At 37.7% G+C, this 13,655-nt stretch carries 15 protein-coding genes; 10 read left to right on the top strand and 5 right to left on the bottom strand.

Annotation, left to right across the window (positions count from 1 at the left end; translation table 11 throughout):
• Nucleotides 1-15: 15 nt before the first annotated feature.
• The 5 genes from F938_RS13445 to F938_RS13425 form a co-directional block, all read right to left on the bottom strand.
• A complete protein-coding gene (locus F938_RS13445; RefSeq protein WP_005032480.1) occupies nt 16-903 on the bottom strand; it encodes a hypothetical protein in 888 nt (295 codons plus the stop codon).
• Entirely contained in the window at nt 900-1,904 is a 1,005-nt protein-coding gene (locus F938_RS13440) for an isopenicillin N synthase family dioxygenase (RefSeq protein ID WP_005032478.1), read from the bottom strand. The genes F938_RS13445 and F938_RS13440 overlap by 4 nt, the downstream gene beginning before the upstream one ends.
• An 80-nt stretch (nt 1,905-1,984) precedes the next feature.
• Entirely contained in the window at nt 1,985-2,866 is an 882-nt protein-coding gene (locus F938_RS13435) for an ABC transporter ATP-binding protein (RefSeq protein ID WP_005032475.1), read from the bottom strand.
• The gene (locus tag F938_RS13430) at nt 2,866-3,810 is read right to left on the bottom strand and encodes an ABC transporter permease (protein ID WP_005032473.1); all 945 of its coding nucleotides are present in this window, start codon (nt 3,808-3,810) and stop codon (nt 2,866-2,868) included. The genes F938_RS13435 and F938_RS13430 overlap by 1 nt, the downstream gene beginning before the upstream one ends.
• A 764-nt stretch (nt 3,811-4,574) precedes the next feature.
• Nucleotides 4,575-4,808, bottom strand: coding sequence for a hypothetical protein (locus F938_RS13425; RefSeq protein WP_004828949.1), 234 nt, complete (start codon nt 4,806-4,808; stop codon nt 4,575-4,577).
• Nucleotides 4,809-5,085: 277 nt separating this feature from the next.
• Between F938_RS13425 and F938_RS13420 the strand changes: the two genes are divergently transcribed.
• From F938_RS13420 to F938_RS13375, 10 genes are all read left to right on the top strand, one after another.
• The gene (locus tag F938_RS13420) at nt 5,086-5,697 is read left to right on the top strand and encodes a LexA family protein (RefSeq protein WP_004828948.1); all 612 of its coding nucleotides are present in this window, start codon (nt 5,086-5,088) and stop codon (nt 5,695-5,697) included.
• A gap of 275 nt (nt 5,698-5,972) precedes the next feature.
• On the top strand, nt 5,973-6,764 hold the full coding sequence (rutD, locus tag F938_RS13415; protein WP_004828947.1) for a pyrimidine utilization protein D: 792 nt from the start codon (nt 5,973-5,975) through the stop codon (nt 6,762-6,764).
• Between the two features lie 5 nt (nt 6,765-6,769).
• Nucleotides 6,770-7,357: a malonic semialdehyde reductase gene (locus F938_RS13410; RefSeq protein WP_005032470.1), complete on the top strand. Its 588-nt coding sequence runs from the start codon at nt 6,770-6,772 to the stop codon at nt 7,355-7,357.
• 329 nt (nt 7,358-7,686) lie between these two features.
• Nucleotides 7,687-8,802 carry a pyrimidine utilization protein A gene (gene rutA / locus F938_RS13405; protein ID WP_005032466.1) on the top strand — a complete coding sequence of 372 codons (1,116 nt, stop codon included), beginning with the start codon at nt 7,687-7,689 and terminating at the stop codon, nt 8,800-8,802.
• A 5-nt stretch (nt 8,803-8,807) separates the two neighbouring features.
• The gene (rutB, locus tag F938_RS13400; protein WP_171066824.1) at nt 8,808-9,578 is read left to right on the top strand and encodes a pyrimidine utilization protein B; all 771 of its coding nucleotides are present in this window, start codon (nt 8,808-8,810) and stop codon (nt 9,576-9,578) included.
• A gap of 87 nt (nt 9,579-9,665) precedes the next feature.
• A complete protein-coding gene (gene rutC / locus F938_RS13395) occupies nt 9,666-10,049 on the top strand; it encodes a pyrimidine utilization protein C (RefSeq protein ID WP_005032464.1) in 384 nt (127 codons plus the stop codon).
• Between the two features lie 94 nt (nt 10,050-10,143).
• On the top strand, nt 10,144-10,710 hold the full coding sequence (gene rutF / locus F938_RS13390) for an NADH-dependent FMN reductase RutF (RefSeq protein ID WP_005032462.1): 567 nt from the start codon (nt 10,144-10,146) through the stop codon (nt 10,708-10,710).
• Nucleotides 10,711-10,734: 24 nt separating this feature from the next.
• Nucleotides 10,735-12,093 (top strand): pyrimidine utilization transport protein G, encoded by a 1,359-nt coding sequence (gene rutG / locus F938_RS13385; RefSeq protein WP_005032460.1) that lies wholly within the window; start codon nt 10,735-10,737, stop codon nt 12,091-12,093.
• Nucleotides 12,094-12,109: 16 nt separating this feature from the next.
• Entirely contained in the window at nt 12,110-13,009 is a 900-nt protein-coding gene (locus tag F938_RS13380) for an NAD(P)-dependent oxidoreductase (RefSeq protein ID WP_005032458.1), read from the top strand.
• Nucleotides 13,010-13,210: 201 nt separating this feature from the next.
• Nucleotides 13,211-13,450: a hypothetical protein gene (locus tag F938_RS13375; RefSeq protein ID WP_005032456.1), complete on the top strand. Its 240-nt coding sequence runs from the start codon at nt 13,211-13,213 to the stop codon at nt 13,448-13,450.
• Nucleotides 13,451-13,655: the final 205 nt, after the last annotated feature.

Below are 13,655 nucleotides of genomic sequence, written 5' to 3'. Positions count from 1 at the left end.
GTTAAAATATGTTTCCTAGACACTTATTTTTGCATGATGGAAAAGGTGGTTGTGTTCCTGATCAAACCAGGCAAGGCTGGCATTTGATGTTGCTGTCTCTGTGGAAAAACAAAAATCTTGATCAAAAGTATCAATGGTGAAATATAACTGGCAACGTTGTCCTTGAATTAAGCGTTGCTGTACCAATGTGTTGTCATCCAACTGAGTAAAGTCATCAAGTTCTATTTGTGTGCCAACTTGCTCCGTCACAGTACTGAGGTCAATCATTTGCTGTCCAAAACTAACCGATACTTCGTAATCTTGGATATCTTGAACAGTGAAATCTTGCTGAGCAAAGGCTTCGGTCAAAGATTTCTCCATTTCTAAACGTTGTTGGATCTCAGGACGGCGTGATCGTGCAAAGGCAATAAAATGATCACAAATAATTAAGCCACCATCCGCAGGGTAGCTTGTATTTAAATCCAGATTGTCAATTTTAAATAAACGTAAACCCAGAAAAAGCCCACGTTTGGCTTGCTGACGCCAGTCTTCAACATAAGCATGGCTCGGGGAAAATTCTAAAATGGCATTGCCAATGGCATAGAGTTTTGCTGGTTCAGGCCATTGAACATGATTTTGATAATTACTGGTGATTTGCCAAGAAAGTAGTTGCTGTTGCTCATCCCACAGTGTATTGCCAACCCAGCCTTGTCGCTCCAAAACGGGTGTTGTGTTTTGGCTTTTTAAACGTAAATCGATGGTGAATGATTTAGACTGAAACCAATAGACCAGGGTAGTTTCGTCAGTGAGCCCATTGGCAAAGCTAATACTTTTACGGCGAAAAGCACCCAACAAATACTCAGGGAGTAGGCATTTTGAAGTAGCAGATACTTTGAGTTGAGTGCAGAGTGTTATGAGATTCATTGTGACTCCTCGTTTTGGTTTAAACCAAAGGAGTAAAGTGGTCTGGCATTTTCAAGTTGAATTTCACCACGTGCGACTTTATCTTTGAGATATTGAAATGTTTGCGCTGTTTGATTAAATAAATGCTCCCCACCTTTTAATGGCGCATAGTGAGCAGATTCAGGATTGAACAATGGCTGAATGATGTAGTCATAATCACATGAGAAAAAGAATGGAAAAGAATAACGTTCCTCAGCCACTTTCTTCACACGATGTTTGGTGGCTAAATAACGTCCATTGGATAAAATCTCCATCATATCGCCAATGTTCATAATCAAGGTATTTTCAAGCAATGGTACATCTATCCATTGTCCAGCTTTATTGAGCACTTGTAAGCCGGGTGCAGTCGGGAGAAGTAAGGTAAAACATTCATAATCCGTATGCGCACCTATACCTTCTTTATCCTGAATATCCGCAATATATGGATAATGTATCAAGCGAAGTTGACTGGGTGCTTTTGAAATATGTGCATCAAAATAATGCTCATCCAAGTCCAATGCTAAGGCAAAACTTTGAAAAATTTGCTGCCCAATTTTTTTAATATGTTGATAATAATTGGAAACATGCAATTTAAAGCTAGGATCACCAGGCCACTGAGTTGGACCTACCAGTGGGCGTCGATCTTCCAAACTGAGGTGATCATAATTCACATCATAAGCTTCTTTGAGGTCATAGGTATTTTCTACAAAACGTTCTTCCCCAATGGGCACATAGCCACTGTGATTCTCCGATAGACCAATATAATTCTGCATCTTTAAGGCTGTATCTTGGGCAAAATACTGTTGCGCCGTTTGATGGAGTTTTTCAAATAATTCAGGCTTAAATTGTTCACCTTTTAGATAAAGAAAACCAACATCTTTACAGGCTTGATCTAAAGCATGTGCGACTTTCAAGCGTTCATTACGATCAGCGCTACACAATAAAGAAATATCCAAAAGTGGTAAAACATAGCGATTTGTCATGAATATCACCAAAGTTGGTCGTCCAACAAAGAACTAAGCAATTTGGGTCGTCCCAAATGCGATAAGAAAGCGTTTATGGCTTATTTATCCGTACTGATTTGTGTCATACGTGGAATTTTCGGTAAATTTTGTAGTGCTGGATCAAGTTCATCTTCTTGAGCATGCACTAACTGATCAACGCGAGCTCTGAGTTGTTTGAATGCAGAGCTGTTGATTAAGTCTGTTGAACGTGGACGAGGTAAATCGACTTCAATGATCTCTTTGATTTCACCGGGGTTGGCTTTAAGTGCCACAATACGATCAGCCAACAATATGGCTTCATCCATATCATGGGTCACAAAAATAATCGTGATGTCTACGTTTTGCCATAAATCCATCAGATGTTTTTGCATCTTTTGGCGAGTATGAGGGTCTAATGCGCCAAAAGGTTCATCCATCAATAAAATTTTAGGTTCATTGACCAAAGCACGTGCAATAGCGACACGTTGTTTCATCCCACCTGATAACTGATGAGGATATTGATTTTCATATTTTTCTAAACCAATGATATTAATCCATTCACGTGCATGGGATTCAGCAGAAATTTGACTGATACCTTTCATTCGTGGACCAAACATGACATTTTCTTTGACTGTTTTCCAAGGAAATAGCGTATAGCCTTGGAACACCATACCCCGTTCAGGACTAGGACCTGTAATACGCTCGCCATCGACCAAGACCTCGCCACTGTGATAAGGATCTAAACCCGCAATCACACGGCTTAAGGTGGATTTCCCGCAACCAGAAGGACCAATCACACAAACAAATTCTCGTTTATGGATTTTTAAATCAAGCTGTTGTAACACCACTCGTTCAGACTTGCCATGTTTAAATACTTGGCTGAGTTGTTTGGTCTCTAAAATGACAGGACGTGCATAGATCTTTTGAAAATATTCATGTGAGTTAAAAGTTGAATCATTCATTATTTTGCTCCTATTTTCCATGCAAACATACGCTCACCCAACTTCATCAACACCCAATCACAAACTAAGCCGATCACCCCAATAATTAAGATTGCGGCATACACATTGTCAAAGTTTTGATAGCGCGCTTGTTGGGTGATAAACCAAGTGATACCAGAGGTTGTTCCGATCAATTCAGAGACGATTAAATAGGTCCATGCCCAACCCAGTAGCACTCTTAAATCGCGGTAGATATCAGGAAATGCGGCGGGAATAACGACATGAAACAGACTTTTCAATTTATTGGTTCCTAGGGTATAACCCGCTTCAATCAACCCTTGATCAACCATGCGTGTGGTGTTGGCGATAATCAAAATTTCCTGAAAAAGTGTACCAATGACAATGATTGCAATTTTCGGTGCATCATTAATTCCTAAAATCGCTACAGCCAAGGCACCGAATGCAGGTGCAGGCAAATAGCGAAAGAATTCAACAAAAGGTTCAGTGAGTAGAGATATTTTTTGTGAGAAGCCACAAAGAATTCCCAGTGGGATACCAACAATTGAGGAAATCAGAAAAGCTGAAAAAACAATTTTAATACTGTGCCACAAACTTTGATGAAACCAAGGCGTATCAGGTTGTTCGGGTGGCGTGGTAAAAGCAGTCACCAATGCTTTAGCAACTTCATGTGGAGCTGGTAAGTAAATTGGATTGACCAAAATACCTTCTGGTGGTGCAGAATGGTGATCTACAGTATTTTGTGCCTCACTATAGAACACATTTTTATCGACACGGCTTCCGACTTGCAGATATGAAACACTTCCTGAATCGGTAATTTGCACTTGGGGATGCCAAATAAAAGGTAAATAACTAACAGCACACCAGAGACATATAGGGATCAGAAAAGAGCACAAGCTTAAGATCAGCTTGTTCTTTTGACCCATATCCTTTGCGACATAACCCATATTTGTCATCCTCATTCTTTGCTTGAGTATTACGATTATTAAAAAACGTAATATTGATTAAGCAAAATGAGTGCCATGAGTCAAAAGACATGAGATTGAAGTAAATAAAAAAGTAAGTGATGTGTTCAAACAGTTGAAAGGTTTGAAACATGATGCTTTTAAAAAGCATTTAAAATAAAAAGATAATCGAAAAGTGTTGAATGAAATTATTGAGAATGAAATATAGTCAAAACGTCTGATTATTCATACAAGTAATTTGGATGATTCATTTATTTTGTACTTTTGAATCATAAACAGTCTTGCTATCACGAGGCGACATGGATGTCGCCATGTTGAGCGGGGGTATTAGGATGTACCCCTCGCTCAACGGAAGATTTTTGTTACTTTTCATCTCTGAAAAGTAAAGTATCGCCTACGCAAAACAATTTAAACTCTAGAGCTAAAGCGTGGCAGTGCAAGGCTTATATCATCGAACAATATATTGATCGCTTTAATTTTATTGATCAAGAGAAATGATATTCTACTGTATGAATTTTTCAACAGTTTGACTATAGATAGAGTATTTAAGAATAAAGAGGACAAACGTTGTGCGCTTTGAGGGTGATGTTCATGAATTGAATTCACACTTGTTGTTAAAATTGAACCATAAAGAAGCCGTTCTATTCAATTGAATACAACGGCATTTTGATTGCACAAAAATATAGATCATGATTCACTAAAGTTGAACATCAAAGCATATTCAATTTAGGTGGATAAAATTTAATTTAAAATGGAAGCGGTTCTAATCCTTTGACGATATCGTTAAATTCAGAACCGTTCAGCCAAAATGATTTCTTTAAAAATAGTGTAGTCATGATACTTTCAGCATCATCACTGTTGGTGTTTTCACAGAATAAACCATATTGACTGCCAAGCACATTATTGTCTTCAATTAAACGAATATAGTACGCATGTTGTTCATCAGCATAACCAAGAATTGCATCACGTTGAGTAGCCATTTTTATGTCTCCACATAGAAAATCAATCAAATAAGTGCATAACGAAGACCAGAGAACTTGTTCAAAAAAATCAATAAAATAACATTGAGCTTATATTGTAAATTATTGATTTATGATAAGTATATTGATTGTCTTTGACATCCTTGTTCAAAGAAATGTATCAAAACTGATCGATAGGGTTATTGTTATTCAAAAAAAACTTGCCGTCAACTTGAATTTGTAACTTTTTCAAGGTATATTGATTTTACTGGTTTTTATGTAGCATACAGGATAAAAAATGACTAAAAAAGTAGAATTTGAACATGGAGGTGCGAGAGCCAATGCTGGACGAAAAGCACAATTCAGTGAGCCTACCAAAGTAATCCGTGTGCCTGAATCCCAAGTTGATTTTATCAAAAATTGGTTACTGAAAAATTTCAGCAACGCGCAGCTAAGTGATTTTAGCTCGACTATGAATATCCAAACAGTTCAAGCAAAAAACGATAAGATTTATCAAATTCCTTTAGCGACCGAACGAGTTGCAGCAGGTGTGCCGTTTTCTGTTCAGGACACGATTGAACAATCTTTGGATATGAATGAATATCTGATTCGAAATGAAAGTTCGACTTTTATTGTTAAAGCCAATTCTCTTTCAATGTTGGATGTGGGGATAGATATTGAAGACCCGTTGATCGTCGATCGTAGTATCACGGCAAAGTCTGGTGATATTGTGATTGCGCGTATTGACAATGATTTTACCGTGAAGCGCTTAATGATTGATAAGCATTTTGATCCACCTAAAGTTTGGTTAAAAGCAGAAAACCCTGAATTTAAGAATATTTATATTGAAGAAGGGCAAGAGTTTGAAATTTGGGGTGTCGTCACCTATAACTTAAAGCGTATGCGTTGATTAGCTTCTTTTTTAATTGTCTCTAATTACTCAAGCTAGCAACATTCGTGTTGCTTTTTTTGATCGAATTTTAAGTAAAGTGAATGCATTACATGAAAAAAATGAGTTGATATATCCACTACATTAAAAACCTGCCTTTAGCTGAATTAGCTGTTTATAAACATGCTCGCTTCAAGCAAGCATGCTCAAAATTCATAAATACCAAAATTTAAAAAATATTAATTCGGCATATTTCTTGCTGTTGTTCGCTTAATTAATTTATCGAATGGTAAAAAATGAAAGAGAAGATTTTTCCTTGTAGCAACGGACAAGATGCCGAATTCGTCATTTTGTCTTCAGGTTTAGGTGGACATGCAACATTCTGGCAACCGCAGATTGAGCCGCTAACGCAATATTTTCATGTCTTGGTTTATGATCAAGAAGGCTGTCACGCAGATTCAGCCCATTTGCCTCAATACTATTCCATTCAAAATATGGCTGAACAAGTCCTCGCAATTTTGCAAAAGTATAAAATCGATAAATGTCACTTTATTGGGCATGCCTTAGGTGCAGTGATTGGAGCTGAACTGGCTGTGCTGGTACAAAATACTTCGATTTCTTTATTGAGTTTAACCATGATCAATGCTTGGGATACTTTGGATCCCCACACACAAAAATGTTTTCAAACTCGAATCGCTTTATTAAAAGATTCTGGGGCAGAAGCTTATGTGCGTGCACAGGCTTTGTTTCTTTATCCTTCTGCTTTTATTTCAAAAAATCACCAAGAAATACAACAGATAGAGAATATAGGACTACAAGACTTTCCTCCATCGCACAATGTAATGGCACGATTGAAAGCACTGATGAAATTTGAAATTTTACCCATTCATCGAAATGCTTTATTGAATACAGAGTTGTATTACATTGCCAATAAAGATGATTTTCTGGTGCCTTATCAAAAAAGTCATGATCTTCAAGCAGCATTAGGGCATGGGGACTTAACTGTATTGGACTATGGTGCACATGCTTCAACAATCACTGACAGTAAAACACTCAATCATTTGTTGATTAAAAACTTAAAAGGATAAGCGCGATGAGTAAGCAAGAAAATATAGATTTAGATCAATTGTTTCATCAAGCCAGAACACATAATGGCTGGTTAGATCAGCAAATCTCAACTGAACAAATTCACAAAATCTATGACTTGGTTAAAATGGGACCGACATCAGCCAATTGTTGTCCTGCACGATTTGTATTTTTAACGACGGCTGAGTCAAAAGCCCAGCTTAAACCTGCGTTGTCTATAGGAAATATTGAGAAAACCATGTCGGCGCCTTTGACCGTATTAGTCGCCACAGATCAAAAGTTCTATGATCAATTTGGTAAATTATTTCCGCATGCTGATGCGAAGTCTTGGTTTACGTCAAGCCCTGAACTGACACAAGAAACAGCGTTTCGTAATAGTTCAATGCAGGCTGCTTATTTGATTTTAGCTTGTCGGAGTTTAGGGCTAGATACGGGACCAATGTCTGGCTTTAATCCTCAAAAAGTAAATGATATTTTCTTTAAGAACACGGATTATCAAATTAATATGATCATTAATATTGGATATGGAGATCATACAAAAATATATTCAAGACTACCTAGGTTAGATTTTTTGGAAGCATGTAAAATATTATAAATAATATTTAAATAAGAAAGAATTAAATTAAACCGTATCTATTTTTGATGCGGTTTTTTATTTGATGTAAGTATTTAATTGAGAAGTTTTAGAAATGATCTAATTCGGCGCATTTTGCACCATTTTAGTTTATTGGTGTTTCCATAATATAAAACTATTTTTTACCAAAAGGTAAAATAAAAATTGAATATAAAAAATTAAATATAATAAACAATAGGATAAATTTAGTGGCACGCCCTATGCATTATTAAAAATATCAAAGCGTCTAAATTTGAGTTTATGACGAAGTAGTTTTGTTTAGAATATTTTTTATGCAGTGAGGTTTAAAGATGAAAATAGGTGTATTTTGTCCGATTGGAAACAATGGCTGGTTGCTTTCAGAAAATGCTCCGCAATATAAACCAACATTTGAGTTGAATAAACAGATTGTACAACGCGCTGAATATTATGGTTTTGATTTTGCACTTTCTATGATTAAACTCCGCGGTTTTGGCGGTAAAACTGAATTTTGGGATTATAACTTAGAAACTTTTACATTAATGGCAGGTCTTGCGGCTGTGACCAGTAAAATTAAAATTTTTGCTACGGCAGCAACGTTGGTGATGCCTCCAGCAATTGTGGCACGAATGGCTTCAACCATTGACTCAATTTCTAATGGAAGATTCGGTTTAAACGTTGTTACGGGATGGCAACCACCTGAATATACACAAATGGGCATGTGGCCTGGGAATGATTATTTTGCCAAGCGTTATGATTATTTGTCGGAATATGTCGAAATTTTACGTGAGTTATGGGCAACAGGAAAATCAGATTTTAAAGGTGAGTTTTTCCAAATGGACGATTGCCAAGTCAAGCCAACACCGCAAGCGGACATGAAAATTATCTGTGCAGGGCAGTCTGAGACAGGTCTGGCGTTCTCTGCACAATATGCAGACTATAACTTTGTTTTTGGAAAAGGGCTAAATACACCAACTGCCTATGCTGAAATCAATGATCGCTTAAAAGTACATACAGATCGAACCGGGCGTGAGGTTCAAACTTATGTGCTGTTTATGGTGATAGCAGCTGAAACAGATCAAGAAGCAATGGATAAATGGAAAAATTACAACGCAGGTGCAGATGTAGAAGCAATTAACTGGCTGATGAATCAAGGGGGTAAAGATCAAACATCTGGCACAGATACCAATATTCGTCAAATGGCGTCTAGCGTATCTCCTGTCAATATCAATATGGGTACGATCGTGGGGGCGTATGACAATGTTGCCAAGATGCTGGATGAAATTGCTGAAATAGATGGAACGGAAGGGATTTTATTAACTTTTGATGATTTTGTACAAGGTGTGGAGGATTTTGGTCAGCGTATTCAACCCTTGATGAAAAGTCGTGAAGCTGTTGTTGCAAGTTATCAAGAACCTAGCCAAACCATTTTGGAGAAAAGCGCATGAATATGATGGAAAAAAACCAAGCTCTATCGAACATTGTTTGTGCTGATTTTACCTCTCAAGCAGGTACGGGAAAACTTTTAAAGGCTGAACCTGAATCTATTCAACTGGCACCTGAGCATACAGCACTTATTGTGATTGATATGCAAAATGCTTATACCTCGCTCGGTGGTTACTTAGATCTGGCAGGCTTTGATGTTTCAAAAACTCAACCTGTGGTCGCAAATATAAAAAAAGCGGTTAATGCTGCACATACTGCGGGTATCCAAGTGATCTATTTTCAAAATGGTTGGGATGATCAATATCAAGAGGCAGGTGGTTTAGGTTCACCGAATTTTCATAAATCCAATGCATTAAAAACCATGCGTAAAAAACCAGAGTTGGCAGGCAAATTATTGGCAAAAGGTGGCTGGGATTTTGCATTAATCGATGAGTTAAAACCTAAAGCTCAAGATATTGTTATTGAAAAACCTCGTTATAGCGGCTTCTTTAATACTGCTTTAGATAGCATGTTACGTGCTCGTGGTATACGAAATCTGGTTTTTGTCGGCATCGCCACCAACGTTTGTGTCGAGTCAACCTTGAGGGATGGTTTCTTTTTGGAATATTTTGGCATCGCGCTAGAAGATGCTTGTTATCAGGCAGGTCCAGAAGAAGCTCAAGTCGCAGCTTTATATAACATTAAAACTTTTTTTGGATGGGTGTCAAATACCGCTGCATTTGTAGAAACTTTTCAATCACCTCAAGAAACTACAGTGGTTTTAAGTCAATCTGCCTAAGTATTTTTTAATGATTTATTCATTTTTGCCACCTGTTAATGATTCAGTTTATGGCGGAGATGGACTTTGTAAAATAAGGAATTTTAAATGTCTAAACAAGTTGTAATCCCAGCAGGAACTTCTAAACCACTCGCCCCTTATGTTCCTGCAACTAAAGCAGACAATATCGTTTATGTTTCAGGCACTTTGGCATTTGATGAAAATAATGATGTGGTTTATGTCGGCGATGCTGCGGGACAAACTCGGCATATTCTAGAAACCATCAAAAGAGTGATAGAAACAGCGGGTGGAACGATGGATGACGTCACGTTTAATTCAATCTTTGTCAGAGATTGGGCAGATTATGCTGCGGTGAATACAGTTTATGCTGAATATTTTCCTAATGATAAACCCGCACGCTACTGTGTTCAGGTGGGGTTAGTCAAACCCGATGCTCTCGTTGAAATTGCATCTGTTGCACATGTGGGATAAGCCTTCGTTCAATTTTATTAATCACCTGAATTTAATTTTTCAACGATATTTTTAACCCCTTTGAGCATTTGCGCATCGGGGTGGGAGAGCCATGATGCAAATGATCAAACCAACCAACACAGTCGTAGGTGAAATAATTGAATTCACTCAAGCCAATGAAGCCAACGTTCATTTAGAAGTCGATCAAACCTTATTCAGACAGGGGATGTCTAATTTAGGTGCGGCAGTCAATGTAATCACCACTAAAGGCAAGGCAGGGCAAGCAGGTTTTACAGCTTCCGCAGTATGTAGTGTGACTGATACACCACCCACTTTATTGGTTTGTTTAAATCGATCTTCTTCTGTTTACAGCACATTTTCAGAAAATAAAGTTTTATGTGTCAACACATTAGGGTCAAATCAGGCAGATTTATCTAATTTATTTGGGGGAAAAACACCCATGCAAGAAAGATTTGCACAAGCCAACTGGAGTGAGCTGATCACTGGCTCACCCGTGTTGGAGAGTGCATTGATTTCGTTTGATTGTGAAGTTGTTTCGAGTCAATCCGTAGGAAGCCATGATGTGCTGTTTTGCCAAGTCAAAGCAATAAGACACAATCCAGACTTAAATGCGCTTCTCTATTTTAAACGTAACTATTGTGAACCTCAAAACGTATGTTGATTTTTAAATATGGGGAATTAAAAAATGGCGACAAAAGAACCGTGGTTTGCTTCATTTAAACCTTATACAGGAAATTTAGACCAAACACCTGTGCAGATTGACGAGTATTTACCAGCAGGAAAAAGCATCGTACTGGGCTTACAACATGCTTTTGCAATGTTTGGTGCAACTGTTTTAGCACCTTTATTGATGGGTTTTGATCCGAACTTAACCATATTCATTACAGGGATTGGCACAATTTTATTTTTCCTCATGACTGGTGGAAGAATGCCGAGTTATCTCGGGTCGAGTTTTGCATTTATTGGTGCTGTAGCAGCAGCAACAGGTTACGCAGGTGTTGGAACAAATCCCAATATCGCAGTGGCTTTGGGAGGAACTATTGCCTGTGGTTTGGTTTACGCTGCCATCGGTTTAATCGTGATGAAAACAGGAACAGGTTGGATAGAAAAACTGATGCCTCCGATCGTTACTGGGGCAATTGTCATGATCATTGGACTAAACCTTGCACCGGTCACCATTAAAAGCGTTTCAGCCAATTCTTTTGATACTTGGATGGCAATTCTCACAATCGTGTGTATTAGTGTCATTGCTGTATTTACCCGAGGGATGATGCGTCGACTTTTGCTTTTGCTGGGGTTGGTCTGTGCTTATGTCCTGTATTTTATTCTTGCCAATGTCATGGGACTAGGTAAAGCCATTGATTTTGCCGTGATCAATAACGCTGCTTGGTTTGGATTACCACATTTTGTTGCACCGACATTTAATGCCAATGCGATGCTTTTGATAGCACCTGTTGCCATCATTCTCGTTGCGGAAAACTTAGGTCATTTTAAAGCGGTCTCTGCCATGACTGGGCGAAATTTATCGCCTTATATGGGGCGCGCATTTTTTGCTGATGGTGTTTGTACAACTTTATCAGCATCAGTCGGTGGCACAGGAATGACCACTTATGCTGAAAATATTGGCGTGATGGCGGTGACCAAGATTTACTCGACGACCGTATTTGTGATTGCTGGTATTTTTGCCATCTTATTGGGGTTATCACCTAAATTTGGTGCGGTCATCAGTACCATTCCAGTCGCTTTACTTGGCGGAGCGTCTATTGTGGTATTTGGTTTAATCACTGTGGCAGGCGCAAAAATTTGGATAGATAACAAAATTGATTTTACTAAAAATAGTACCCTTATCATTGCTGCTGTCAGTCTGATCATGGGGGCGGGGAATTTTAGCGTGCATATTGGCTCGTTTGATTTAGGCGGTATCGGTACAGCCACTTTGACTGCAATTATTCTAAATTTATTCCTCAACCGCGGCGAAAAGCCCTCTGGTGCAGTGCAGACGGAGTCTGATGAAAGTATCAAGTCATTTACGCATAGTGCTTAAAACGGAGATGAATGTGATGAGCAATAATACAAAAGACAGTGAGTTGCCCCATGTCGCATTCATTGGGCTTGGGGCAATGGGATGGCATATGGCTTCCCATCTGCCTAAGGTATGTAAAACAGTAAAAGTCTGGAATCGAAATTTTGAAAAAGCCCAACAACATGCGCAAAGCTTTGGAACAATTGCTGTAAATTTACAAGAAGCAGTACAGGCAGACATCATTTTTTCTTGTTTACCCACCAGCGCAGATGTTGAAAACTTGATTGCAAGGGTCAGCTTAAAAGCTGGAAGTATTTGGGTGGATTGTACCAGTGGTATTCCCAGTTCAGCGTGTCGATTGGCAGAAAAGCTAAAAAAGTTAAATATTGATTATTTGGATGCACCTGTTTCAGGACAAACCATCGGAGCAGAAAATGGCACTCTGACCGTGATGTTGGCAGGTCATTATGATGCCTGTCTACGTGCAAAGCCATTTATTCAAGCCTTTGCTGATCTCATTGAATATGTGGGAGAAAGTGGTTCTGGTTTTGCAGTAAAAGCTGTTAACAATAGTTTAATGGCTGTGAATCTTTGGGCAGCCGCCGAAGGGCTAAGTATTTTAAAAGCCCAACAAGTGGATTTAGCAGCGGCGCTTAACTGTATCAATCATTCCAGTGGGCGAAGTGGTATGTCTGAAACCATCGTTGCACAGAGAATCTTGAATGGTGCATTTGATCGAAGCTTTGCTTTAAACCTGCTTCAAAAAGATATGGGGATTGCTATAGATTTAATGCGTCGTAGCCAGCTCGAACTTCAAGTATTGCAAACAACCCATGCTTGCTATGATCTGATTAAAACAACAGATGCAGCATCCATGGACTTTTCAGCAGCAATACAACGTTTGGAGCAAGACACAGGCTACAAATTACGGTTTTAATGACTTGGTTTTAAATATTTGAAATTTAAATAATATTTAATTTATCTTATTGCTATTCTAGCAATAGAAATATCTCAAAAATGTTGATCTTTATATTGAATGCCCTGTGCGACAATTTTTGTCGCACAGGGCATTTTTGTATCTAGTAATAGTTTTCCCAATTTATATAATAGAACCTGTAAGCACGATGAGATTTAAAATATGAATGATTTAATTAAAGTACGCGAAGTTTTAAAGAATATTCAAAATCAACATAATAAAAATCGAGCCATTTCTTTGGTAGGAATGGTTGATTTAAATGAACTTGATATTACATGGTTGATTGAAGAAAATTATATTGAAATTGATGATGCTATTTCATATTTAGATAATAAAAACATTGTTTTTATTAAGGATTTGACTTTTAAAGGTAAAAAATTACTCTACCAACTTAGTGTCTAGTTAAGTTTTATAAAAACAATAAGACATGAATAAGAATAAGATAAAACAATAATCGTTTTTTTACTTTTTTTGAAAAAAATAATAATAAGAATACGGCTGAATAACAATAAGTGAAAAAGAAAAATAAATAACAATAAAATATGATAATTGATAATTTTAAATCCAAATCAATAGGTCAATATTGGTTTGGATTTTTTACGTTTAA

Source organism: Acinetobacter bereziniae LMG 1003 = CIP 70.12 (assembly GCF_000368925.1).
GTDB lineage: Bacteria > Pseudomonadota > Gammaproteobacteria > Pseudomonadales > Moraxellaceae > Acinetobacter > Acinetobacter bereziniae.
The sequence above is the reverse complement of the archived record's forward strand: the minus strand, read 5'-3'. Positions and strand labels throughout refer to the sequence as shown.

Coding starts and splice junctions, on each gene's coding strand:
- F938_RS13445 (WP_005032480.1), bottom strand. CDS start 903: ATGAATCTCATAACACTCTGCACTCAACTCAAAGTATCTGCTACTTCA.
- F938_RS13440 (WP_005032478.1), bottom strand. CDS start 1,904: ATGACAAATCGCTATGTTTTACCACTTTTGGATATTTCTTTATTGTGT.
- F938_RS13435 (WP_005032475.1), bottom strand. CDS start 2,866: ATGAATGATTCAACTTTTAACTCACATGAATATTTTCAAAAGATCTAT.
- F938_RS13430 (WP_005032473.1), bottom strand. CDS start 3,810: ATGGGTTATGTCGCAAAGGATATGGGTCAAAAGAACAAGCTGATCTTA.
- F938_RS13425 (WP_004828949.1), bottom strand. CDS start 4,808: ATGGCTACTCAACGTGATGCAATTCTTGGTTATGCTGATGAACAACAT.
- F938_RS13420 (WP_004828948.1), top strand. CDS start 5,086: ATGACTAAAAAAGTAGAATTTGAACATGGAGGTGCGAGAGCCAATGCT.
- rutD (WP_004828947.1), top strand. CDS start 5,973: ATGAAAGAGAAGATTTTTCCTTGTAGCAACGGACAAGATGCCGAATTC.
- F938_RS13410 (WP_005032470.1), top strand. CDS start 6,770: ATGAGTAAGCAAGAAAATATAGATTTAGATCAATTGTTTCATCAAGCC.
- rutA (WP_005032466.1), top strand. CDS start 7,687: ATGAAAATAGGTGTATTTTGTCCGATTGGAAACAATGGCTGGTTGCTT.
- rutB (WP_171066824.1), top strand. CDS start 8,808: ATGGAAAAAAACCAAGCTCTATCGAACATTGTTTGTGCTGATTTTACC.
- rutC (WP_005032464.1), top strand. CDS start 9,666: ATGTCTAAACAAGTTGTAATCCCAGCAGGAACTTCTAAACCACTCGCC.
- rutF (WP_005032462.1), top strand. CDS start 10,144: ATGCAAATGATCAAACCAACCAACACAGTCGTAGGTGAAATAATTGAA.
- rutG (WP_005032460.1), top strand. CDS start 10,735: ATGGCGACAAAAGAACCGTGGTTTGCTTCATTTAAACCTTATACAGGA.
- F938_RS13380 (WP_005032458.1), top strand. CDS start 12,110: ATGAGCAATAATACAAAAGACAGTGAGTTGCCCCATGTCGCATTCATT.
- F938_RS13375 (WP_005032456.1), top strand. CDS start 13,211: ATGAATGATTTAATTAAAGTACGCGAAGTTTTAAAGAATATTCAAAAT.